Below are 21,893 nucleotides of genomic sequence, written 5' to 3' on the forward strand. Positions count from 1 at the left end.
TCACCCCTTTAGTCAATCAAGAAACCTTCCCCACACCAAAGATCTCGGCGCGCGAATTGCGTGTGCTGTCAGCAGCTCCGGTGGCTTAGAGTAAGAGGTATGGCTGACGATCTTTCGACCGATGTCCCACCAGCTACCCACTTTGTTGTTTTCAGCGCTCCCCTTCCGGCTGCCGCACTGAGCGCTATCCGGGCACTAGCCAGCCAGTCCCAACGGGCAGACGGCAGCCCGCCGTTCTCTGATCAGACATTACTGTCGCTGCCAGCACACCAGAGCCTCTACGGCGTTCTCGCGCTTGCTCGCGACACAGACTTGGCGGACATGCAGGACGAAGATTTGCTTGGCGCAGTCGTGGTTGCGGATTCCGTCTTGGAATTGACCACGCATCCGGCACACCGGGATCAAGGCATTGCCAGTACCCTGCTCGAAACCCTGCGCGGGGCGTTCTCCGATGATGAACTGAAAACTGTGGACGCCTGGCGTCACGGAAGCGACAGCAAAGCGGACAAGTTTGCCATCACCTACGACTTCCGCCCGGTGCGGGAACTATGGAAGATGTCCGTGACCGCGGACCGCAGCTTTCCCGCCCCTGAGCTCGCAGACGGCATCCGACTGCGCACGTTCCAGCCGGGCGCTGACGAACAACCGTGGTTGGAGCTGAACGCGGCCGCGTTCGCCGATCACCCCGAACAAGGCAAACTCACCCTTGAAGACCTCAACGCCCGGCAGGCCGAAGACTGGTTCGACGCAGACGGGTTCTTCTTGGCGGAAAACGCCTCCGGCGATCTGGTCGCGTTCCACTGGACCAAGATTGTGACCCCGTCCAGCCCTGAGGAGCCACGCGTTGGTGAAGTCTACGTAGTCGGTGTCTCCCCACAGGCTCAGGGACAGGGATTGGGACTCGCGTTGACGCTGGCCGGTCTGGAATACCTGGCACAGAAAGTCGATGTCATTGAACTCTACGTGGACGCGGACAACATCCCCGCAGTTGGGCTGTACCGCAAATTAGGATTCGAACGAGCCACGGTCGATGTCATGTATCAGCACAGCTCTCGGGCCAAAAACTAAGTCCACTTCCCTGCCCTAAACTAGAGATCGTTGGGGAAAAGAAAGGATCTTCGTGAATCGACCGCAGTTCGTCAAGGACTCAGTTCCGCCCCGGGACGGCACCTACACTAAAGCTCGCTCACAGCGAGACCGGATTGAACTGCCCGAAGCCGCACCGGTGAAACACCCGGTGGGAGATTTCAAACTCAGCGAACGGTTTCTGGACCGAGAAATCTCGTGGCTAGACTTCAACACACGGGTGCTCGAACTGGCTGAGGACCCCGAGCTGTACCTGCTTGAACGGGTCAACTTCCTGTCGATCTTTGCCTCCAACCTTGACGAGTTCTTCATGGTGCGGGTGGCCGGGCTCAAACGGCGCATCGCCACCGACCTAGCGGTCCCTTCTGCGGCCGGGCTTTCCCCGGTGGAACAGTTGAAGCAGATCCACCACACCGCGCACCAGCTCCAAGAACGTCACGCCCGCGTTCTGCACAACCAGATTCGACCTGCCTTGGCCGAAGAAGGCATCGAGTTTGTCCACTACGCGGATCTGACCGAACGGGATCGGTCCTTCTTGACGGACTTCTTTGTCCGCCGGGTCTTCCCTATCCTGACTCCGCTCGCGGTGGACCCAGCGCACCCATTCCCGTATATCTCCGGTCTGAGCTTGAACCTCGCTGTGCTCGTGCGCAACCCGCTGACCAGGCAGACCCTGTTCGCCCGTGTGAAAGTCCCGGATCAGCTGCCCCGGCTGATCTCATTGGATGGCGAGCGCCCAGCCGCCACCCCCGGCTCCGCAGCCCGTTTCATCACGTTGGAAGAAGTCATCGCCGAACACCTTGATGAGCTCTTCCCCGGCATGGAAATCATCGAGCACCATACCTTCCGCGTCACCCGCAACGAGGACCTTGAGGTGGAAGAGGATGATGCGGAGAACCTGTTGCAGGCACTGGAGAAGGAACTGTTGCGCCGACGCTTCGGTTCCCCTGTCCGGCTCGAGGTATCCACATCTGCTCCGGCACATATCCGTGAACTGCTGATTCGTGAACTAGAAGTTGATGAAGACGAAGTCTTCGTCCTGCCAGAACCCCTTGACCTGCGCGGGCTCGGCCCCATCAGCGCGATCGACCGGCCAGAGCTGCACTACCCGCCGCACCTGCCACACACCTCGCGTGGGCTGAAAGCCACCGACACCGCCCGTGCCGCCGAAGTCTTTGAAGCCATGCGCAACCAAGACATTCTGCTGCACCACCCCTACGACTCGTTTGCCACCAGTGTCCAAGCCTTCTTGGAGCAGGCCGCTGCTGACCCGCAGGTCCAAGCCATCAAGCAGACCCTGTACCGCACCTCCGGGGACTCCCCGATCGTTGATGCGCTGATCGAGGCCGCCGAATCCGGCAAACAGGTGTTAGCCCTGGTAGAAATCAAGGCGCGCTTTGACGAAGAAGCGAACATCTCCTGGGCACGCAAACTCGAACAGGCCGGCGTGCACGTCGTATACGGAATCGTGGGGCTGAAAACCCACTGCAAACTCTCGCTGGTGGTCCGACAAGAAGGCGAACATCTGCGCCGCTACTGCCACATTGGCACCGGTAACTATCACCCGTCCACGGCCCGGTTCTACGAGGATGTTGGGCTGCTGACCTGTGATGAGCAAGTGGGCGAGGATATCTCTCGGTTGTTCAACCAGCTCTCCGGGTACGCGCCCCGCTCCACGTACCGTCGCCTATTGGTGGCACCACGCTCGTTGCGTTCCGGGCTGTTGGACCGAATCGAACACGAGATCCACAACGCCAAGGCGGGCATTCCCTCCCGCATCATGATCAAAGTCAACTCCCTCGTGGATGAAACGATCATCGACGGTCTCTACCGGGCCAGCCAAGCCGGGGTCAAAGTCGACATTGTGGTGCGCGGCATCTGCGCCCTACGCCCGGGCGTTGAAGGCCTGAGCGAAAACATCACGGTCCGGTCGGTTCTAGGCCGGTTTTTGGAACACTCCCGGCTCTTTGTATTCCACAATGCCGGCGAACGCATCGTCTATATCGGTTCGGCCGATATGATGCACCGCAACTTGGATCGGCGCGTAGAAGCCCTCGTGCGGATCATCCGCCCAGAAGACGTCACCTACTTGGTGGAGCTCTTCGACCGCTATCTGGCCGACAGCACCGCGAGCTGGCACCTAGACTCGGACGGCCAGTGGACCCGCAACCATATTGACGCGGATGGCAACCCACTCACCGACATCCAGTCATGGCTCATCACCCAACACCGTCCGGGGGCGGTGCGCTAATGGCGTTGACGGCACAACGGTATGGCAGGGATCTGGCCGAAACCGAACCTACCGCACGCATCCAAGCAGCCGGCGCCCTATGCTGGCGAATCCACGAGGGTGAACTGCAAGTACTGCTCATTCACCGGCCCAAGTACGACGACTGGTCGTGGCCCAAAGGCAAACTCGACCCGGGTGAGACCATGCCCGAATGCGCGGTTCGGGAGATCGCTGAAGAGATCAACCTTGATATCCAGTTGGGGATCCCGCTACCGATTACCCGGTACCAGGTGAAGAACCGGAGCAAAGAGGTCTGGTATTGGGCGGCAGAGGTGACCAGGCAGCGGCCCCAACCCGATGGTGGTGAGGTCGACGACTTCCGTTGGGCGAACGTCAAGACTGCCCGGAAACTGCTGACCATGCCCGGGGACCAGGTGCCTTTGGACCATCTGATCGCCGCGCACCGTCACAATGCGCTGCGCACCCTCCCGTTCGTGGTGGTCCGGCATGCCAAGGCCAAGCCACGGCCAACTTGGACGCGGGCAGAAGGCGACCGTCCCCTCGCTGCTACCGGACGCCGGCAGGCTCTTGCCGTGGCCAAGCTGCTTTCAGCGTGGTCACCTAAATACCTAGTGTCCTCCCCATGGACCCGGTGTATCGAGACCCTCACCCCATTCGTTCGTGCCACCGGATTGCGATTACGACACAAAAAGTCACTGACCGAGGTTGCAGTCACCCGGTCCCCCGGCAAAGCTGCCAGCACCATCACCAAGCTGCTGGCCAAGGTACGTTCCACAGCCGTCTGCACCCACCGCCCGGTGCTGCCACAGGTCCTAGAGTCCTTGAGTAAGGCCACGGACTTGAAGTACGCGCCGGAGCTGGCTGGGGCATTACCGGCCCGGGACCCCTACCTGAAACCGGGTGCCGTGATCGTGTGTCACCAAGCCCCAGATCGTGACGGCAAGATCGTCGCCATTGAGGTCTACGACAGTTTCGATGATTAGTCCCAGACCCACTCGCTACAATGATGTCCAAGGTTGTTCAACAAACTGAAAGTGGTGGACCAGATGGCCCCGAACGAAGAGAACATCTCCCTCCCAGCCGAGAACCAGGCCCCTGCACCTAAGGCCGGCAAGAATGCTGCCGACAAGAGCAAGCTGAACAAGATCGCTCACGATAACCTGCGGATCGTCGAAGACGCCGATCGTGGACGGTTCGATCTCTGGCAGGACGACCAGTTCATTGGGTTCGCCGGTTACGAGCTCAAAGACAACGTCATGGTTTTCCAGCACACCTTGGTTGATGAGAAGTTTGGTCGTCGTGGCTACGCCCGGGCCATGGTCACCCTAGTTCTGGAATCCGCCCGCTCCCGCGGCTGGAAAGTCCTGCCAGTGTGCTCCTACGTGCTGGATTATTTGGAACGGTACCCGGAGTACAAGGACCTCGTGGTCTCCTCCCCCAACGCCGGGAGCGACAGCTAACACTAATGACCACTACAGTCCCAACCCCCTACGAAGACTTACTGGCCGAAGTTCTGGAAACCGGAACCCCCAAGAGCGACCGAACCGGCACCGGCACCTGGTCCCTGTTCGGCAAACAGATCCGCTACGACCTGGCCGAGTCGTTCCCACTGATCACCACCAAACGGGTCCACTTCAAATCCGTGGCCGTCGAACTGTTGTGGTTCTTGCGCGGTGACACCAATATCGCCTACCTGCAAGACAACGGGGTCCGGATCTGGAACGAATGGGCGGACGAAAACGGGGACCTAGGCCCGGTATATGGTTCCCAATGGCGTTCTTGGCCGACCCCGGACGGTGGCCACATTGACCAGATCGCCAACGTCATGAACTCGCTGAGCTCCAACCCGGACTCGCGCCGCCACGTGGTGTCCGCGTGGAACGTGGCTGAAGTGCCCAACATGGCCCTGCCACCGTGCCACATGTTCTTCCAGTTCTATGTAGCGAACGGCAAACTTTCCTGCCAGCTTTACCAGCGCAGCGCCGACATGTTCTTGGGCGTTCCATTCAACATTGCCTCCTATTCCTTGCTGACCTACATGATGGCCCAGCAGCTGGACTTGGAGCCCGGCGAGTTCATTTGGACTGGCGGGGATGTGCACATCTATGACAACCACTTAGAGCAGGTCCGCACCCAACTGGCACGGGATCCTTACCCGTACCCGACCCTAGAAATTGCGCGGAAACCAGCGGATATCTTCTCCTACAATTACGAAGATTTCATCGTCAATGACTATCAACACCACCCCGGCATTTCAGGCAAGGTAGCAGTATGAGTGAGCAACCAACCGGACGAGTCGGGCTCATTTGGATCCAGACCCTGAACGGAGTCATTGGGGCCCACGGGGACATGCCGTGGCATTTGCCGGAGGACCTGAAGTTCTTCAGAGAAACCACCATGGGTCACCCCGTCATCATGGGCCGGGTTACATGGGACTCCATTCCAGAGCAATTCCGCCCCTTCAGCGGACGTACCTCGATCGTGGTCACTCGGGACCACGAACTCGCCGAGTCCTTGAACGCACCGACGGTCCACGGTGTCACCAGTGTTGAGGAAGCTTTTGGAGTTGCCCAAGCCTCCCCTGGTGCTGAGGAGATCTGGGTGATCGGTGGCGGCAATATCTATGCCCAAACCATTGACCAGGCAGATGTGGCAAAAATCACAATCATCCGTGATGAGCAAATTACCGGTGATACTTATGCGCCCGAGCTTGACGAAAACTGGAAGTTAGTCCGCACGACTCCGGAGGCTGAACGCGACAGCGATGCTGGCTGGCTGCAGAGCCGAACCGGTTTGAGATACCGGATCGAACGGTGGGAAAAATCGTGCTGATGAGCAAGCAATCTTTATTCATGATGATTGCCGGGATTTGCTCGATCTTAGCGCTAGTTACCGGCGTCATGGGTTTCATCATGATTACACAGGATAAAATAGTGGCTGGTCTCATTTTCCTGCTGGGGTTGGCACAGATTTTCGTCTTTTCCGGCCTTTTCACTTTTATGAAAGCCCGCGCCCTTGCCAAGGAAGATACCGCAGACCTGTAAGTCGAGATTTGAGGTAAGCAATGGCAAACAAACCATCTGTCGGTTTAGTCGGCTGGCGTGGCATGGTCGGCTCCGTGTTGATGGCCCGCATGGTTGAAGAAGGCGACTTTGACCTTTACAACCCCGTCTTTTTCTCCACCTCCAACGCTGGAGGCAAGGCCCCCGAGTTCGTGCCCGGCCAAGACGCCGGCACCCTTCAGGACGCCTACGACATTGAGACTCTTGCCAAGCTGCCCATCATTCTGACCGCTCAGGGCGGTGACTACACCCAAGCCGTGTACCCGAAGCTGCGTTCCAGCGGCTGGGACGGTATCTGGATTGATGCTGCCTCCACCCTGCGGATGGAAGACAGCTCGGTGATTGTGCTGGATCCCATCAACCGCAATGTGATTGATGCTGCCCTAGAGTCCGGTGTCCGCGACTTTGTGGGCGGTAACTGCACCGTGTCCTGCATGCTCATGGGCCTTGGCGGCCTGTTCCGCCACGATCTTGTTGAGTGGGGCACCGCCATGACCTACCAAGCTGCCTCCGGTGGCGGCGCCCGCCACATGCGCGAGCTGCTGAACCAGTTCGGCACCCTGAATCAGTCGGTGGCCACCGAGCTTGCTGATCCAGCCTCTGCGATCCTAGAGATCGACCGCAAGGTACTGGCCACCCAGCAGGACCCAGCGCTGGATGCATCCCAGTTCGGTGTGCCACTTGCCGGCTCACTGATCCCGTGGATCGATTCTGACTTGGGTAACGGCATGAGCCGTGAAGAGTGGAAAGCTGACGCCGAAACCAACAAGGTTTTGGGTCTGGGCCAGCACGCCCCAGCCGGTGTGGACGCCCGCGACCGGGTCACCTTCGACTCCTTGTGCGTGCGCGTGGGCGCGCTGCGCAGCCACTCGCAGGCGCTGACCCTGAAGTTGAAGAAAGATGTGCCGGTCGATGAGATCGAGCAGATCATTGATGAGGACAACGCCTGGGGCTTCGTGGTGCCGAACACCAAGGAAGCCACGATGGAACAGCTGACCCCTGTCGCCGTGACCGGCACCATGAACATTCCGGTCGGACGGATCCGCAAACTGGCTATGGGGCCGGAATACATTTCCGCCTTCACGATCGGTGACCAGCTGCTCTGGGGCGCTGCCGAGCCGATCCGCCGGATGCTGCGCATCGCCACCGGTAACCTCTAAATCAGACATAACAACGAACGCCGCCGCTTCGGAAAGAAGCTGGCGGCGTTCTTCTTTTTGAGAGCCTTGGGGATCCTAATCTAGGCTGCACCCGATTAGGAGCGGCTCAGGCACCAAGGTGATGCCGAAATGTTCTTGTACCCCGTTGCGCACATGCTTAGCCAAGGCGATCAGCTCGGCGCAGCTGGCGCCGCCTCGGTTGGTCAACGCCAGGGTGTGCTTGGTGGACAGGGAGGCATTTGGTCCGATCTTGAAACCTTTTTCGAAGCCCGCATGCTGGATCAGCCAGCCTGCCGACAACTTGACTTTGCCTTCGCTCGCTGGGAAACGTGGCGCATCTTGGGGCAGGCTCGCGGCCGTTTGTTCGTCAACTATCGGGTTGGTGAAGAAAGAGCCTGTGGACCAAGTGTCATGATCGTTGTCAGCCAAGACCATGCCCTTGCCTGCGCGCAGCGCCAAGACAATGGCCCGCACGTGTGTGGCGAGCGCCTTCTCTCCGACGCTGACACCCAAATGCTTGGCAAGTTCGGCGTACTGAATGGGTGCGGAGAGCTGATCGCGTACTAGCTGGAACTCGACTTCCAACACCACGTATCGCGGGCTGCCAGGTGTGGCCGTGGTGCGTTTGATCAATGAATCTCGGTAGGAAAACTCTAGCTCGTCATTACTCAGCCACCGCTGCTGCCGCTCCTGCCGGTCGTAGACGTGGGCACGGGTCAAGGTGTGGGCGACTTCCGCGCCGTACGCTCCGACGTTCTGGACGGGGGTGGCGCCGACGGCTCCGGGGATCCCGGAGAGGGCTTCTAGCCCGGAGAGGCCAGCGTCGACGGTTGCGGCCACAAAGTCATCCCAATTCTGTCCGGCTTGGGCCCGGACGAGGACCCGCTCCCCATCTGGCTCACCTTCCAGCGGTTCGGCTGTGAGTTCGAAGCCGTCCAGACCAACGCTTCCCAAGTCGTAGCCGGTATTGGCTAATTGGATGACGGTTTGTTCTAACGGTTCATCGGCAACCAACAGGTTGGAGCCACCGCCGACGAGCAAGATTTTCTTACCCGCTGCGTCAGCCTGTTGGAGGGCTTGAACAATCTCGGCGTGGGTGCGGCACAGTACGGCTTCTGCGGCGGGGCCGCCGACGCGCGTAGTGGTGTGCTCTGCCAGCAGATAGGGGGTCTGTGATGTCACGTGTGGTGGGGCGTCCTTCTCTTCTGGGAGTGGGCGGCAGGCGGATGTTCTAAACGGTCCGGACCAGGGCTTGGGCTTTGGCCAGTACTTTGGTTTGCCCCAGTAACACGGTCAGGTCGACACGAACATGGTCGTCTTTGACCGCACCGATGACACCGGTGATCTCCAGTGACACGGTCGGCTCATCCGGGTTGGCCTCCGAGTCAGGAACCGGAACCGGGTTGGAAAACCGTACTTGGTAGTCAAAGATGCGGGCCGGGTCTTGGCACCAGGCACTGACAACGTCGATCGCGGCACCCATCGTGAGCATGCCGTGGGCAATTACCCCGGGCAAGCCGACTTCGGTGGCGAACCGTTCGTTGGTGTGGATTGGGTTGAAGTCTCCGGAGGCACCGGCGTACTTGACCAGATCGTTCCGGGACAGCTGTACCGTCTTGCCACCGATCTGCGTGCCCTTTTCAAGCGTTGCGAAATCTACGGTCATGGTTACTGATCCTCCCCACGAACAAGCAGGGTCGAGAATACTTCGGCAACGAGTGAATCGTCGCTGACGTCTTGTAGCGTTACCTTGGTGCTCACCATGGCGCCGGTGCCCATGGCACGGATCCGCTCCACAGACAATGTTGCTTGGACTTCCATTCCGGCGATGAGTGGACGCTGATAGGTAAAACGTTCGTCTGCGTGGACTACCCGGGAAAAATCGATTCCAGCTTCCGGGTCTTTCACCAGTGCAGCTTCAGCCTGTTGGGCAATGATGACCGCGAAGGTCGGTGGCGCAAGCAGGTCGGCATGGCCCAAGGCTTGAGCCGCTTCCACGTCAAAGTGGGCAGGATTGGTGGCTTGGGTGGCTGCCGCGAATTCGCGGATCTTTTCCCGTCCGATCTGGTAGCTGGGCGCCGGCGGATAAACCCGTCCCGCCATGTCCGTGTTCACGCTCATGCGTTCACCTTTCGTGGTTTTGAACACCTAAAGTCTCTACTTTGCCTAAGCCTATCTACAATGATGGGTGTGAAGCGCATCCAAAACATCTTTCCGGGTAAAAGCTTGGTACCGGCCAAGGCAGATTATGTCGAGCTCAAAACAAGCTGGAAAGTGGACATTCCCGCCGGGCTGACCGTCGGTATTGTTGCGCTCCCCCTCGCCTTGGCTTTTGGGGTGTCCTCCGGAGTCGGCCCCGCCGCCGGGCTTGTCACAGCGGTCATCGCAGGCCTGGTCGCCGCGATTTTTGGTGGTTCCAACGTTCAAGTTTCCGGTCCGACCGGCGCTATGGCCGTCATCTTGGCCCCCTTGGTTGCTGCGGTGCACGGGGTCAATTCAGTCGCTTTACTCTCCATCATGGCCGGTGTGATCGTGGTGCTGCTGGGCGTGACGGGATTGGGACGGGCTGTCGCGTTCATCCCGTGGCCAGTGGTTGAGGGCTTCACCCTTGGCATCGCGACCATCATTTTCCTACAACAGTTCCCCTCCGCCTTTTCCGTGGACCTGCCCGCCGGCACGAACCCCTTACAGGGTGCCGTTTATACTTTGCAGAACCTCAGCGGAACCTCCGCCATGTCGATCGCCATGGTTCTGGGTGTTGCGGTTCTGATGGTGGTGTTGCCAAAGATTCATCCAGCCATTCCCGCTTCACTGGTGGCCGTGATTGTTGCCGCTGTGGCCGCCACCCTGTTGAATCTCCAGGTTCCCCGTATCGGGGAGTTGCCGAACCAGCTTCCGGCCCCGGTCATGCCGGAGGTCAACATGGATCTGATTAGCTCACTGGCGGGCCCCGCCCTGGCTATTGCCGCGTTGGCCGCCATCGAGTCGCTGCTCTCTGCCCGAGTCGCCTCGACCATGCCCGGTCCATCCGGGCAAACCACGGGCCCCTATCACCCGGATCGAGAACTGTTCGGTCAGGGGCTGGCTTCGGTAGCCTCCGGTTTCTTCGGCGGCATGCCTGCCACCGGAGCCATCGCCCGGACGGCTATGAATGTTCGGTCCGGGGCACGCACCCGGGCTTCGGCTATTATCCACGCACTGTTGTTGCTGGGCGTGGTCTACCTCGCGTCCGGCTGGGTTGGCCAGATCCCGCTGTCTGCTTTGGCCGGTGTCTTGATGGTCACCGCCGTGCGCATGGTCAACCTTGACACCATTTTCCGGATCTTCCGCTCCACCCGTGCAGACGCGGTGGTCTTTACCGTCACGGCGCTCATCACGGTGGTTTTCGACCTGATCGAAGCCATCCAGATCGGTATCGCCGCAGCTGCGTTCTTCGCGCTGTGGCAGGTCGCCAAGCTCTCCGGAGTGGTGCGTGAAGAGATCCCTGGTGCTGCGGAACCGGAAGACCGAAACATCGCCCTGATGCGGGTCGAAGGCTCCATGTTCTTCGGTGCCGCTGAGCGCGTCCTGCAAGAAATCGGTGGGCTGAAGGACATCAACGTGGTGATCCTACGGTTATCGAGCATCCGAGTCTTGGATGCCACCGGGGCAAATGCTTTCGCGGAGCTCATCAAGGAATTGCACAACCATGACGTCACCGTGCTGGTCAAAGGTGTGCAGGATCAGCACTGGCGGCTGTTCAAGAATGTGGGTGGCTTCAGCGCCCTAGCGAAGCAAGGGCTGCTCTTCGATGAGCTGGAGCCAGCGGTCGCGAAAGCGCGTTCCATAGCTCGCGAGCGCGAAGAACTGCGCTAACAAAACGATTATTTACGACCGCGCTGTCGTTCTGCTCGCCGGCGCAGTCCGACGCGGACTCGCTCCAACAAAGACAGGCTGTGGGCTGCGATTCCGGTACCGAGCACGACCAATGCCGTGGTGATGAGGCTGCTATTTTGTGTGGTGGCACCGATGATTGCCAACACGATGCCTAGGAACACCAGCGCCATCCCGGCGATGACGGCGAATCGGTACAGGCGAGAACCACCGGACCACGGATCTAACAGCACAATCATGGTGCCTATTCTGTCACAGGAAGTCACAACCACTAGCCACATACATACCCCCGGGGGTATGATGAAAGGGTTGGATTTTCTTCCCAAAGGATGGCGATAGTGAAACTGGTGATTGTGGGCGGCGTGGCCGCCGGCATGAGTGCTGCTGCCCGAGCCCGTCGACTCAACGAACAAGCTGACATCACTGTTTTCGAACGAGGCGACTACGTCTCCTACGCCAACTGTGGCCTACCCTACTATGTCGGTGGCGTGATCACCTTCGAAGACGACTTACTTCTACACACACCGGAATCTTTGCGGGCTGCGCTGAATCTAGATGTTCGCACCGGCCACGAAGTCACCGGTATTGACGCTGAGAACAAGACGGTCACCGTACAACCGGTCACCGGCCCAGAAACCGAGCCTTTCACGGTCCCATACGACAAACTGATCCTCTCCCCCGGCGCCGATCCCATCCGTTTGCCGCTGCCAGGCTTCGACTCTGACCGGGTACACGAATTGCGGACTGTCCCGGATGCGCAACAACTTCATGCTCTGGTCAGTGACGAGGCTGCCGACCCCGTGCGCACAGCTGTGGTGCTGGGAGCAGGATTCATCGGTTTAGAAGCCACTGAAGCACTAGCGGCACGTGGCATTGATGTACACCTTGTCGAGTTGGTCGATCACGTTCTCCCTCCGCTGGAGGCAGAGCTCGCCTACCCGCTGAAGAAAGAACTGGAACGGATCGGTGTACGTGTCCATACTGGCGTCGCCGCCGAAGAAATTGTTCCTGGCGAAGCCTGCGACTTGGTGCACCTGACCAACGGGGACAAGCTACCTGCCGAGCTGATTATCGCCAGTGTGGGTGTCCGTCCTGCCACCGAACAGTTTGCGAGTTCCGGGCTGGCCACGGAGCGTGGGGCCATCATTGTCGATGAGCACGGTCGCACCAATCTGCCGGATGTTTACGCGGCAGGCGATGCTGTCCTCAGCGTTGATGCCGTGACCGGGTTGAAGCGTCCCGTTCCTCTGGCCGGCCCAGCGAACCGTGCGGGCAGATTGATTGCCGATCATATTTTTACCCCGGAACAGGCTCGCCCCATTCCGACAGTACAGGCAACGGCCATCGTTCGCGTCGGTAAGCTGACGGCCGCTATGACCGGGGCCAATCGAGCAAGCTTAGATGAAGCGGGGATCGACTATCAGACGCTGCATCTGCAACCGCTGAATCACGCCGGCTATTTCCCCGGCGCTTCACGGATTTCCTTGGTCGCACACATCGATCAGCAAGGTCAGCTGCTCGGCGCGCAGGCGGTCGGAGAGTCCGGTGTCGACAAACGCATTGATGTGCTCGCCACCGCGATCGCAGCGAAGATGCCCGTCACTGACCTCATTGACCTGGACTTCAGTTATTCGCCACCGTATGGCTCGGCTAAGGATCCGGTGAACTTCTTGGGCATGGTGGCGCAGAATGTCATGTCCGAGAAATTGAAGCTCTGGCACCCGACTTTGCTGGAAGAGACCACCGCTAACATCGACAGCGGCACCGACTCTCCCTTCCTCTTAGACGTCCGCTCCCAGGCCGAGTACAACTCCGGACATCTCTACGGGGCCATGCTGGTGCCGCACACCCAGATTCGAGAACGTCTTGAGGACATCCTTGAGGCCACCAACGGCAACACGATCTACGTGTACTGCGCCTCCGGTGTTCGGTCCTACCTAGCCACCCGAATCTTGACCCAGGCCGGTGCCGACGCCCGTTCCCTCTCCGGTGGGTTCACCACCGCTACCGACTATTTTGGTGATCGCGAAACCGCCTTGATCACCGTTCCGACAATAACTGAACAGGAGTAAGACCCATGAGTGAAGTAACCATTGATGTAGACGAAGTAACCGCCGCCGAGCGCAAAAAAATCATCAACCGTTTGCGCCGTGCTCAGGGCCAGCTCAACGCCATGGTGAACGCTGTGGAAGAAGGCGCCAACTGCAAGAGCGTCATCACCCAGCTGGCAGCCGTCTCCAAGGCCTTGGACCGGGCCGGATTTGCGATCATCTCCATGACCATGAAGGACTGCCTCGCGGATCCGACCCTCGAGGATGACCCGGACAAGCCGACCCAGGAAGAGCTAGAGAAACTCTTTATGATGCTGGCCTGATCAGCGCCCAGGCCGACCATCACAGAAAACTAGAGAAAGTATCTAACAATGTGCCGTTCCGTTGTATGCCGTAAATGTGGCAAGATGACCTGGGCCGGCTGCGGCCAGCACGTGGACCAAGTCATGCGGGGTATCCCCCGTGACAACCGCTGCCAAGGCCATGAAAACGAACCAAGTTTCTGGTCCCGCATTTTCGGCCGCGCCTAATCAGCGCCTCCTCCGTTTCACAGTCCAGCCCTAACGACTGACGGCCCGGGGTACGAAAACCCAGCTCAAGCCCGCTGCAAAGCGGAAGATGGCCTGCCTGCTGTGTTTGCAAGATCGAACACGTCAGGTGCGGGAGCACTCCGGCCCCCACACCAATAACCGTTCCCAACCTACGGCCAGTAGGGTCGGGGAGGCTGTTACGTTACGGCGGATGTTCGGTGGTGCTCCCACCACGGTCATTACTTTCGCTTCCACGCACGGTAGAGCCCTCAATGTGCTGCTCTGAGGCACGGCCCCTTGCCTTCGGTTGCGCTTCTGACAGGCTGAGATGGAGTTTGAAGCACCGTAATCCAAGAGAAAGATGGCCCGCCATGACTGAAACTCCGCTCACCCTTGACGGTTCCAAGACGGCCTTGCTGGTCGTGCATTTGCAACCAGACATTGTCGCCGAACGTACCGCTTTTGGCTCCATGTTCAATCCTCAGCTGCGTGAGCGCAACGTCTTGGCCCACACCAAAGAAGCTATGGAAGCGGTCCGCCAAGCCGGAGGACTCGTGATTACCCTGCGGATCGCCTTCAAACCGGACTACAGCGACCTGATCCCGTCTATCCCGCTGCTGGCCATGGCTCAAGGAGCTGGCTGCCTGAAGGACGGCACGGCAGAGGCTGAGATCGTCGAAGACATTAAGCTGGGCTCCAACGACCTTGTGGTGACACACAAACGCCCGGGCCCATTCACCGGCTCTAATCTGCAGCAGACCCTCGATGCAGAAGGCATCACCAACGTGGTGGTGTGCGGTATAGCCACCAACGTTTCGGTTGAAGGCGCCGTCCGGCAGGCAGCCGACCTAGGGTACTCGACCTTCGTGCTGGAGGATGCCTCTTCTGCGGCGGACCAGGTGTCCCACGACGCAGCTATTGCCACTATGGGGCTTTTCGCCCAAGCCATCTCGGTGGAAGACCTCAAGACTGCGTTTTAAAGCGATCTTCATGCGTTACAGGGGCCTCATCCGCAGCTGCGGTTGGGGCCCTTACTGCTGGAGCCTGTAGTTGCACCCCTGTCTGAGGGTAAAAATTGGTTGGGGGTGAATGCAAAAGACCCTCAGCGGCAGGAAGCTAATTCTTCCGGTTGCTGAGGGTCTTGATGTCTGTAGCGGTGGCGGGACTCGATCCCGCGACCTCACGATTATGAGTCGTGCGCTCTAACCAGCTGAGCTACACCGCCACGAAATGAGAACGCCCGCGCCGCGCGAATCGTGCGCTACGCGGGCCTCATTTCAGAGCCCCGACCGGGAATCGATCCCGGGACCTCCATCTTACCAAGATGGCGCTCTACCACTGAGCTATCGGGGCAACGAGAAATAACTTTACACAAGTTTTTGATGGAAACAAAATCGGCAGATCACCCACTCCTGAGGGGCCCAAAATCCGGTGATGTTCCACGAGCTTTTCAAGGCCACCATTGGGCGTTTTCCCCTGGAATATCAAGGAAGTCACGTCGTCTGAGACGCTTCTCTCAGACCGGTTCAGATCGTACGGTAGTTCTGCCGGCAGATCGGGATGGTGTTGTCTCGTCTTCACTTGGTGTTATTGAGATTTCGCACACACAGTGTATGCTGCACCCGCACGTATGCAGAAGGCCTCCCCTGCTGGGCCCATGCGGGTCCTAGCTGAGAAGGCCTTCTGCGAACGTTTTGGAGTGCTTAGAAGCCGTGGCGGTGACGCTTCTTGCGACCGTCAGCGAAACGTTTCTTGTTCTTCCCCGCGATACCTGTCACGGGGGCTCCGGCGCCGCGTGGGCGCCGACCGGGGTCTTCTTGCAGGTCGATGCGCTTGCCCGCGATTTCGGTCGTGGACAGGGCTTTCAGCTGAGAAGAGGATAACCGTTCCGGCAGTTCCACCAGGGTGTAGTCCGAACGGATCGAGATATCTCCAATGTCGTCCTTCGACAGACCGGCTTCATTGGCGATCGCACCAACGACTGAACCGGCACGGAGTCGGTCGCGGCGGCCCAGCGCGATACGGTACAACTTCTGACCCGGGCGAATGGAACGGTCCTTACGGAACTTGCCGCCCCGTTCGCCACCGCGTTCTCCTCGCTCGCCACGGTCCTTGCGGCGTTCAGCTGGAGGTGTGATTTCTTCTTCGTCCAACAGCAGTGGACGACCGCCCTGTGCCATGAAGGCCAAGGCCGCGGCAATATCTTCCATGGTGGCATCGTCGTGGGTGTTTTCATACTCCACGACCAGCTCACGGAAGGTCTCCAGTTCTTGGGAGTGGAGGGTTTTGCCGATTTGTTCGCCAAAGCGCTGCAGTCGGTTCTGGTTGACCTCGCCCACGGTCGGGATGTTCATCTGTTCTACAGCTTGCTTGGTCGCCTTTTCGATCTGGCGCAGCATGTGCTTCTCACGTGGGGTGACGAACAGGATGGCGTCGCCGGTGCGGCCGGCACGTCCGGTGCGTCCGATCCGGTGCACGTACGATTCGGTGTCGTGCGGGATGTCGTAGTTGATGACGTGCGAGATACGCTCCACGTCCAAACCACGAGCAGCCACGTCGGTGGCAACGAGGATGTCGATCCGGCCAGCCCGCAGGTCCTCCACGGTCTTTTCCCGCAGCTTCTGGGGGATATCACCGTTGATGGCGGCAGCCTGGTAGCCGCGGGCAGCCAGTTTCTGTGCTACTTCTTCGGTGGCGGATTTGGTGCGCACGAACGTGATGACACCGTCATGCTGTTCGGTTTCCAGGACGCGGGTCATCGCATCGAGTTTTCGTGCGTGCACCACATGGATGAAGCGCTGCCGGATGTTTTTCGCGGTGGTTGCCGTGGCGGCGATCTTCACTTCAATGGGATCGTTCAGGTACTTCTGACCGATCCGGCGGATGGCCGGCGGCATGGTCGCGGAAAACAGTGCGATCTGCTTGTCTTCCGGGGTTTGGGCCAGGATCTTGTCGACTTCTTCCGCGAAGCCCATGCGCAGCATCTCATCTGCTTCGTCCAGAATCATGTGCTGCAGGTCGGAAAGGTCGAGGGATCCGCGTTCGATGTGATCGATCACGCGGCCCGGGGTACCAACCACGATTTGCGCGCCGCGACGTAGTCCACCCAATTGCGGCCCGTAGGGGGCGCCGCCGTAGACCGGCAGGACCTTCAGTTCAGGCAGGTGCTTGGCGTAGGAGGTGAAGGCCTCGGCCACCTGTAGCGCCAATTCGCGGGTGGGGGCTAAGACGAGGGTTTGCGGGGTCTTGGCCGGGCCGTTGACATCGGACAGTGCAGCCATGGTGGACAGTGCCGGCAGCGCGAAGGCTGCGGTCTTACCCGTACCGGTTTGCGCCAAGCCCATGACATCTTTGCCTTCCAGCAAGTGTGGGATGGTCGCGGCTTGGACAGGGGATGGTTTTTCGTAGCCCAAGTCGTCAAGGGCTGTTAGGATCCGGCCGTCGAGGCCAAGATCGGTGAAGTTCGGGATTTGATCCGTTTCTTCGGTCGTCGGAACAGGGGTCATTGAATCAGTGCTCAATGCAGTCTTTTCTCTCAAGCGGCGCTGTAGTGGCCACGGTACGCGGGGATGCTGCACCCTCTCATCGGTACTTTGTCCCGGGCGAAAATAAGCCTAAAAAACGCCAGTGGCGTGAAAATGGAAAACGGACCGATTCACACTCGGCCGTTAACCAGTTTACGCCACTGGCGCGCAAAGCCTGAACCAGTTGACGGTTCAGGCCTTGATTGCAGGGGACAAAGCCGGATTTTTAGCCTAGTTTTGCGAGCGCTTGCTCCAAGTCAGCTAGCAGATCTTCTTCCTCTTCGATGCCGACTGAGAGGCGGATCAAATCCACCGGAACCGCCAGATCAGTGCCTTTGACGGACGCGTGGGTCATTTCAGATGGGTAGTTCAGCAGCGACTCAATCCCGCCGAGAGACTCGGCCAAGATAAACACGGAGGTGTTTTCGGCCACAGTCCGTGCCGCAGCTTCCCCACCAGCGACTTGGAAGGAGAGCATACCGCCGAATCCACGCATTTGTTTAGCGGCCAATTCGTGTCCCGGGTGATCCGGCAGCCCTGGATATTGCACGGCGGTGACTTTCGGATGCTGGACGAGGAATTCGGCGATCTTGGCCGCGTTGGCTTGGTGCTTGTCCATGCGCACGCCCAAGGTCTTCAGGCCACGGGTGGTCAGGTACGCATCCCATGGTCCGTTGACGCCACCGACCGCGAATTGTTGGAAGGCGATTTCTTCTGCCATGGCGTCATCATTCAAGATCACTGCGCCGCCGACCGCGTCCGAATGCCCACCGATGTATTTGGTGGTCGAGTGCACCACGATGTGTGCCCCCAGCTCGAGTGGCAGCTGCAGGTACGGGGTCGCGAACGTGTTGTCGACGACCAAGGCGGCTCCACCTTCTCCAGCGATCTGCGCCAGCGCTGCGATGTCCGAGATCTTCATCAGCGGGTTTGAGGGGGTTTCCACCCACAGGATTTTGGTTTGGTTCTCGGTGACCGCCTTGCCGACGGCGTCCAAGTCTGACATGTCGACGGCCTGCTGGGTGATGCCCCACTTGCCGTGGATTCGGTGGATCAGCCGGTAGGTGCCACCATAGGCGTCGTTGCCGAGCACGATGTGGTCCCCGGGTGCGCACAGTCCGCGAATGATCGCGTCCTCTGCCGCCAAACCTGAGCCGAACGTGTAGGCGTGCTTGCCGCGTTCCACGGCTGCCAGCTGAGTCTGCAGCGCGTCCCGGGTTGGGTTTCCGCCGCGGCTGTATTCGTAGCCTTGGCGGAGGTTACCGATCCCGTCGGGTGCATAGGTTGAGGACAGGTGAATCGGTGGGACAACGGCGCCTGTAAGCGGCTCGAAAGCTTGACCGGCGTGAACGGCATTGGTGTTGAAACCGTAGTTGGCGTAGTCCGCCGAAGAAGTGTCTGCCACTGTGGGGCTCCTTTTTCAGGTTCGAGAATTAGATGATCTTCGTGAAGCGAATGTGTGTGCGCTAGTTGCCGGCTAGGGCGAGCAGATCATGGGCTGTGATGACACCCGCGACAGCCCCGGCATCCAGCACCACGGCTGGGCCTTGGTTGGCGATCGTGGTGTAGACATCGACCAGCTGCTGGTGGGCGCCGACCGTGACCAAGGGGGCTTGAATGTGCGCTGCGACAGGCTCGTCCCCACCGGCTTGGGTCAAAAGCGCTGCGGTGACGACTTCACTGGTGATGGAGCCACGGATCTCCCCCGCGCGGGGTGTTTCATCCGTTTCTGCCAGGACCGGCAGCTGGTCCACACCGTAGCGCAACATGATCTGCGCGGCTGTCTGCAGGCTCGATTCCGGGGAGACATACAGCAATGCCGGGGTGGTCGATGCTTTATCGGCTGCTCGGGTCTCGAGCAGTTCTTTCACGGTCGTGGTGCCCAGGATCTGTTTGGTCTGGTTGGCAGTTTCAGTGGGCTCTGCCGCGGTGGTTGCACCGCCTACTGCTGGCGGGAAGGCCGTGGTTTCGGCGCTGCCACCGCTGGTTGGGAAGCCGTGAGCATTCATCCACTGGTCGTTGAAGATCTTTGCCAAGTAGCCGCGGCCGGAGTCTGGTGCCAGCACAACCACCACGGCGTCCTTGGGTAGGTCTTTGGCGACCTTGAGTGCGGTGACAACGGCCATGCCGGATGAGCCGCCCAAGAGTAAGCCTTCTTCTTGGGCGAGCCGGCGGGTCATTTCAAAGGCTTCGGCGTCTGTGACGGGCTGGACTTCGTCCGGCACGGCCGGATCGTAGTTGCCCGGCCACATGTCTTCGCCGACGCCTTCGACAAAGTATGGGCGGCCGGTTCCGCCGGAGTAAACGGAGCCATCCGGGTCGGACACGACGACTTTGACGGGCCCTTCTGGACGGTCTTTCGAGACTTCTTTGAGGTATCGGCCGGTGCCGGTGATGGTGCCGCCGGTTCCCGCTCCGGCGACGAAGTGGGTGATTTTGCCGTCCGTGTCGGCCCAGATTTCCGGGCCGGTGGTCTCGTAGTGAGAATCTGGTGCGGCGGGGTTCGCGAACTGGTCCGGTTTGTAGGCCCCTTCGGTTTCTCGGGTGAGGCGGTCCGAAACACCGTAGTAGGAGTATTCGGAATCGGGTGCCACGGCGGAGGCGACCACGACGACGTCCGCACCGTAGGCGCGCAGCACATCACGTTTTTCCTGGCCGACCTTATCCGGGGTGACGAAAACGGTCTTGTAGCCCTTTTGCTGGGCGACCATGGCCAGTCCCACACCGGTGTTTCCGGAGGTCGGTTCAACGACTGTTCCGCCAGGGGAAAGTTTGCCTTCGGCTTCTGCCCGTTCGATCATCTTCAACGCGATCCGGTCCTTGATGGAACCACCCGGATTCAGGTACTCAAGTTTGACCAAGACGGTGGCGTCAATGCCCTCGGTGACTTTGTTGAGTTTAACGAGTGGGGTGTGGCCGATCAGATCTAGGACCGAGTCTGCGTATTTCATACGTTTGACTCTACTGAAGGTGGCAGCACGGAATGAAAACGTGTTTCCTAGAATGTAGATATGCAGTTCACTCCCGCCACCCCGTATAGTCTGCGCGCCACCATGGGCGTGCTGGCTCGCGGTACAGCGGACCCGGCACTGCGTATGGACGCGGATGGTCTGTGGTGGTGCGTGCGCACCCCGACAGGTGAGGGTGCCACGGTCCGGCTCCGGCAGCAGGCCGGGCTGATGGGGACGGTGCACGCGTGGGCGTGGGGTCCCGGGGCCGACTACGTGGAAGAGCATCTGCCGACCATGATCGGGTTTGAAGATGACTGGAGCGATTTCGACGACCAACGGTTTCAGGAAAGTCTGCCGGTTTTTCTCCGTCAGGCACGGCGGTCTCATCCGGGTTTGAGGTTGACGCAGACGGGTCTGTTGTTCGATCAGCTCACAACCGTGGTGTTGGAGCAAAAGGTCACGCATATGGAGGCTCGGTACGCTTGGCGTTACCTGCTTCGCCGGTTCGGTGAGAAACCCCCTGGCCCTGCACCGGCGGGCATGAAGTTGCCGCTGACGGCTCAGCAATGGGCTCATGTGCCTTCGTGGGAGTGGCATCAGGCCAGAGTGGATGGGCAACGCTCCCGAATCGTGTTGCAGTTGGCCCAGAAGGCGGCCACCATCAACCGGATCGCGGTTCAAGACTTGCCGCAGTTGCGGCGCAGCATCCGCGCGTTGCCGGGTGTGGGCCCGTGGACGGCAGCAGAGGTGCTCCAGCGCACGCATGCGGACCCGGATTCGGTCTCAGTCGGTGACTACCACCTGGCGAACCATGTGGTGGAAGCGTTGACCGGTGTTCGCGGCAACGATCGGCGCATGCTTGAGGTGCTCTCCCCGTGGGTGGGCCAACGACACCGGGTGGTCCGGATGATCGGGCTCAGCAGTTTCCGGCCCAGTCGTTTTGGCCCCAAACTGACCCCGGAGGATCACCGGGCGCGTTAGTCGATGCGCGAGATGTATTCTTCGCGCATCTCCACCTTGCGGATCTTGCCGGAGACCGTCATGGGGAAGGATTCACGTAGCTGGACGTACTTGGGGATCTTGTAGTGTGCGAGTTTGCCGAAGCAGAATTCCCGGATGTCCTCAGCGTTCAGGGCGCCGGCACCATCTTTGAGGATGATGGCTGCCATGAGTTCTTCACCGTATTTTTCGTCCGGCACGCCGATCACTTGGACGTCTTGAATGGACGGGTGGGTGTACAGGAATTCTTCGATCTCGCGCGGGGAGATGTTCTCACCGCCGCGGATGATCATGTCTTTAATGGCTCATCGTAAAAATGAGTGTATTTTGGTTCTGAATCCGCCGGTGTCCAGGAGTGCTCTGGTGATGTAGTGCAGCAGGTTGCGGAAGCCCAGAGCGGTGCCGC

21 protein-coding genes, 2 tRNA genes and 1 pseudogene are annotated in these 21,893 nt (G+C 59.6%); 14 read left to right on the forward strand and 10 right to left on the reverse strand.

Translation table 11 applies throughout. The features are described 5' to 3' along the window. The first annotated feature begins 99 nt into the window (after nucleotides 1-99). The 8 genes from mshD to asd all read left to right on the forward strand — a co-directional run bounded on the left by mshD (nucleotide 100) and on the right by asd (nucleotide 7,559). Nucleotides 100-1,068, forward strand: a complete 969-nt coding sequence (gene mshD, locus ACFFFR_RS04340; RefSeq protein ID WP_377458305.1) for a mycothiol synthase — start codon at nucleotides 100-102, stop codon at nucleotides 1,066-1,068. A gap of 52 nt (nucleotides 1,069-1,120) precedes the next feature. Next, a complete protein-coding gene (locus tag ACFFFR_RS04345; RefSeq protein WP_377458306.1) occupies nucleotides 1,121-3,337 on the forward strand; it encodes an RNA degradosome polyphosphate kinase in 2,217 nt (738 codons plus the stop codon). Continuing rightward, on the forward strand, nucleotides 3,337-4,320 hold the full coding sequence (locus ACFFFR_RS04350; protein ID WP_377458307.1) for an NUDIX hydrolase: 984 nt from the start codon (nucleotides 3,337-3,339) through the stop codon (nucleotides 4,318-4,320). Before ACFFFR_RS04345 ends, ACFFFR_RS04350 begins: the two co-directional genes overlap by 1 nt. 63 nt (nucleotides 4,321-4,383) lie before the next feature. Continuing rightward, complete coding sequence (locus ACFFFR_RS04355; RefSeq protein ID WP_377458308.1) at nucleotides 4,384-4,797, forward strand: GNAT family N-acetyltransferase; 414 nt, start codon at nucleotides 4,384-4,386, stop codon at nucleotides 4,795-4,797. 5 nt (nucleotides 4,798-4,802) lie between these two features. Next, a complete protein-coding gene (locus ACFFFR_RS04360) occupies nucleotides 4,803-5,612 on the forward strand; it encodes a thymidylate synthase (RefSeq protein WP_377458309.1) in 810 nt (269 codons plus the stop codon). Next, a complete protein-coding gene (locus ACFFFR_RS04365) occupies nucleotides 5,609-6,169 on the forward strand; it encodes a dihydrofolate reductase (RefSeq protein ID WP_377458310.1) in 561 nt (186 codons plus the stop codon). Before ACFFFR_RS04360 ends, ACFFFR_RS04365 begins: the two co-directional genes overlap by 4 nt. After that, complete coding sequence (locus ACFFFR_RS04370; RefSeq protein WP_377458311.1) at nucleotides 6,169-6,381, forward strand: NF038396 family protein; 213 nt, start codon at nucleotides 6,169-6,171, stop codon at nucleotides 6,379-6,381. The genes ACFFFR_RS04365 and ACFFFR_RS04370 overlap by 1 nt, the downstream gene beginning before the upstream one ends. Before the next feature lie 20 nt (nucleotides 6,382-6,401). Continuing rightward, entirely contained in the window at nucleotides 6,402-7,559 is a 1,158-nt protein-coding gene (gene asd, locus ACFFFR_RS04375) for an aspartate-semialdehyde dehydrogenase (RefSeq protein WP_377458312.1), read from the forward strand. Nucleotides 7,560-7,634: 75 nt separating this feature from the next. On the opposite strand, the gene ACFFFR_RS04380 is transcribed toward asd, so the two are convergent. From ACFFFR_RS04380 to ACFFFR_RS04390, 3 genes are read right to left on the reverse strand one after another with little or no spacing between them, the layout of a single operon-like run. After that, on the reverse strand, nucleotides 7,635-8,741 hold the full coding sequence (locus tag ACFFFR_RS04380) for a UDP-N-acetylmuramate dehydrogenase (RefSeq protein WP_377458313.1): 1,107 nt from the start codon (nucleotides 8,739-8,741) through the stop codon (nucleotides 7,635-7,637). A gap of 49 nt (nucleotides 8,742-8,790) precedes the next feature. Continuing rightward, nucleotides 8,791-9,225 carry a MaoC/PaaZ C-terminal domain-containing protein gene (locus ACFFFR_RS04385; protein ID WP_377458314.1) on the reverse strand — a complete coding sequence of 145 codons (435 nt, stop codon included), beginning with the start codon at nucleotides 9,223-9,225 and terminating at the stop codon, nucleotides 8,791-8,793. Nucleotides 9,226-9,227: 2 nt separating this feature from the next. Beyond that, nucleotides 9,228-9,680, reverse strand: a complete 453-nt coding sequence (locus tag ACFFFR_RS04390) for an FAS1-like dehydratase domain-containing protein (RefSeq protein ID WP_377458315.1) — start codon at nucleotides 9,678-9,680, stop codon at nucleotides 9,228-9,230. A 69-nt stretch (nucleotides 9,681-9,749) separates the two neighbouring features. Here ACFFFR_RS04390 and ACFFFR_RS04395 point away from each other — a divergent pair, with 69 nt between their 5' ends. Further along, nucleotides 9,750-11,414, forward strand: a complete 1,665-nt coding sequence (locus ACFFFR_RS04395) for a SulP family inorganic anion transporter (RefSeq protein WP_377458316.1) — start codon at nucleotides 9,750-9,752, stop codon at nucleotides 11,412-11,414. An 8-nt stretch (nucleotides 11,415-11,422) separates the two neighbouring features. Here ACFFFR_RS04395 and ACFFFR_RS04400 read toward each other — a convergent pair whose 3' ends face one another. Further along, nucleotides 11,423-11,671 carry a hypothetical protein gene (locus ACFFFR_RS04400; RefSeq protein ID WP_377458317.1) on the reverse strand — a complete coding sequence of 83 codons (249 nt, stop codon included), beginning with the start codon at nucleotides 11,669-11,671 and terminating at the stop codon, nucleotides 11,423-11,425. 90 nt (nucleotides 11,672-11,761) lie between these two features. Between ACFFFR_RS04400 and ACFFFR_RS04405 the strand changes: the two genes are divergently transcribed. From ACFFFR_RS04405 to ACFFFR_RS04415, 4 genes are all read left to right on the forward strand, one after another. Further along, nucleotides 11,762-13,504, forward strand: a complete 1,743-nt coding sequence (locus ACFFFR_RS04405; RefSeq protein WP_377458318.1) for an FAD-dependent oxidoreductase — start codon at nucleotides 11,762-11,764, stop codon at nucleotides 13,502-13,504. A 5-nt stretch (nucleotides 13,505-13,509) separates the two neighbouring features. Continuing rightward, entirely contained in the window at nucleotides 13,510-13,806 is a 297-nt protein-coding gene (locus ACFFFR_RS04410) for a metal-sensitive transcriptional regulator (protein WP_377458319.1), read from the forward strand. Nucleotides 13,807-13,854: 48 nt separating this feature from the next. Continuing rightward, entirely contained in the window at nucleotides 13,855-14,013 is a 159-nt protein-coding gene (locus ACFFFR_RS11930) for a DUF8730 family Cys-rich protein (protein WP_512700195.1), read from the forward strand. 371 nt (nucleotides 14,014-14,384) lie between these two features. After that, complete coding sequence (locus ACFFFR_RS04415) at nucleotides 14,385-14,993, forward strand: cysteine hydrolase family protein (protein WP_377458320.1); 609 nt, start codon at nucleotides 14,385-14,387, stop codon at nucleotides 14,991-14,993. Between the two features lie 171 nt (nucleotides 14,994-15,164). Here ACFFFR_RS04415 and ACFFFR_RS04420 read toward each other — a convergent pair. The 5 genes from ACFFFR_RS04420 to ACFFFR_RS04440 all read right to left on the reverse strand — a co-directional run bounded on the left by ACFFFR_RS04420 (nucleotide 15,165) and on the right by ACFFFR_RS04440 (nucleotide 20,488). Further along, a tRNA-Met gene (locus ACFFFR_RS04420) sits at nucleotides 15,165-15,238 on the reverse strand. 56 nt (nucleotides 15,239-15,294) lie between these two features. Further along, nucleotides 15,295-15,366: transfer RNA gene (locus ACFFFR_RS04425), tRNA-Thr, on the reverse strand. 350 nt (nucleotides 15,367-15,716) lie between these two features. After that, on the reverse strand, nucleotides 15,717-17,519 hold the full coding sequence (locus ACFFFR_RS04430; protein ID WP_377458324.1) for a DEAD/DEAH box helicase: 1,803 nt from the start codon (nucleotides 17,517-17,519) through the stop codon (nucleotides 15,717-15,719). Between the two features lie 244 nt (nucleotides 17,520-17,763). Further along, the gene (locus ACFFFR_RS04435; RefSeq protein WP_377458321.1) at nucleotides 17,764-18,942 is read right to left on the reverse strand and encodes a cystathionine gamma-synthase; all 1,179 of its coding nucleotides are present in this window, start codon (nucleotides 18,940-18,942) and stop codon (nucleotides 17,764-17,766) included. A 61-nt stretch (nucleotides 18,943-19,003) separates the two neighbouring features. After that, the gene (locus ACFFFR_RS04440; RefSeq protein WP_377458322.1) at nucleotides 19,004-20,488 is read right to left on the reverse strand and encodes a cystathionine beta-synthase; all 1,485 of its coding nucleotides are present in this window, start codon (nucleotides 20,486-20,488) and stop codon (nucleotides 19,004-19,006) included. 60 nt (nucleotides 20,489-20,548) lie between these two features. Between ACFFFR_RS04440 and ACFFFR_RS04445 the strand changes: the two genes are divergently transcribed. After that, complete coding sequence (locus ACFFFR_RS04445) at nucleotides 20,549-21,469, forward strand: DNA-3-methyladenine glycosylase family protein (RefSeq protein ID WP_377458323.1); 921 nt, start codon at nucleotides 20,549-20,551, stop codon at nucleotides 21,467-21,469. Here the strand turns inward: ACFFFR_RS04445 and ACFFFR_RS04450 are convergent. Then, nucleotides 21,466-21,789 (reverse strand): annotated as a pseudogene (locus tag ACFFFR_RS04450) (AMP-binding enzyme); the annotation flags it as partial. The gene ACFFFR_RS04445 and the pseudogene ACFFFR_RS04450 overlap by 4 nt on opposite strands. Between the last annotated feature and the right edge of the window lie 104 nt (nucleotides 21,790-21,893).

The organism is Micrococcoides hystricis, from assembly GCF_042434215.1.
Lineage (GTDB): Bacteria > Actinomycetota > Actinomycetes > Actinomycetales > Micrococcaceae > Micrococcoides > Micrococcoides hystricis.

Bases quoted from the DNA above. Each gene is read 5' to 3' on its own strand.
- ACFFFR_RS04350 (WP_377458307.1), top strand. From the start codon at position 3,337: ATGGCGTTGACGGCACAACGGTATGGCAGGGATCTGGCCGAAACCGAA.
- ACFFFR_RS04410 (WP_377458319.1), top strand. From the start codon at position 13,510: ATGAGTGAAGTAACCATTGATGTAGACGAAGTAACCGCCGCCGAGCGC.
- ACFFFR_RS04390 (WP_377458315.1), bottom strand. From the start codon at position 9,680: ATGAGCGTGAACACGGACATGGCGGGACGGGTTTATCCGCCGGCGCCC.
- asd (WP_377458312.1), top strand. From the start codon at position 6,402: ATGGCAAACAAACCATCTGTCGGTTTAGTCGGCTGGCGTGGCATGGTC.
- ACFFFR_RS04405 (WP_377458318.1), top strand. From the start codon at position 11,762: ATGGCGATAGTGAAACTGGTGATTGTGGGCGGCGTGGCCGCCGGCATG.
- ACFFFR_RS04445 (WP_377458323.1), top strand. From the start codon at position 20,549: ATGCAGTTCACTCCCGCCACCCCGTATAGTCTGCGCGCCACCATGGGC.
- ACFFFR_RS04415 (WP_377458320.1), top strand. From the start codon at position 14,385: ATGACTGAAACTCCGCTCACCCTTGACGGTTCCAAGACGGCCTTGCTG.
- ACFFFR_RS04355 (WP_377458308.1), top strand. From the start codon at position 4,384: ATGGCCCCGAACGAAGAGAACATCTCCCTCCCAGCCGAGAACCAGGCC.
- ACFFFR_RS04365 (WP_377458310.1), top strand. From the start codon at position 5,609: ATGAGTGAGCAACCAACCGGACGAGTCGGGCTCATTTGGATCCAGACC.
- ACFFFR_RS04400 (WP_377458317.1), bottom strand. From the start codon at position 11,671: ATGATTGTGCTGTTAGATCCGTGGTCCGGTGGTTCTCGCCTGTACCGA.
- ACFFFR_RS04360 (WP_377458309.1), top strand. From the start codon at position 4,803: ATGACCACTACAGTCCCAACCCCCTACGAAGACTTACTGGCCGAAGTT.
- mshD (WP_377458305.1), top strand. From the start codon at position 100: ATGGCTGACGATCTTTCGACCGATGTCCCACCAGCTACCCACTTTGTT.
- ACFFFR_RS04440 (WP_377458322.1), bottom strand. From the start codon at position 20,488: ATGAAATACGCAGACTCGGTCCTAGATCTGATCGGCCACACCCCACTC.
- ACFFFR_RS04385 (WP_377458314.1), bottom strand. From the start codon at position 9,225: ATGACCGTAGATTTCGCAACGCTTGAAAAGGGCACGCAGATCGGTGGC.
- ACFFFR_RS04370 (WP_377458311.1), top strand. From the start codon at position 6,169: ATGAGCAAGCAATCTTTATTCATGATGATTGCCGGGATTTGCTCGATC.
- ACFFFR_RS11930 (WP_512700195.1), top strand. From the start codon at position 13,855: ATGTGCCGTTCCGTTGTATGCCGTAAATGTGGCAAGATGACCTGGGCC.
- ACFFFR_RS04430 (WP_377458324.1), bottom strand. From the start codon at position 17,519: ATGACCCCTGTTCCGACGACCGAAGAAACGGATCAAATCCCGAACTTC.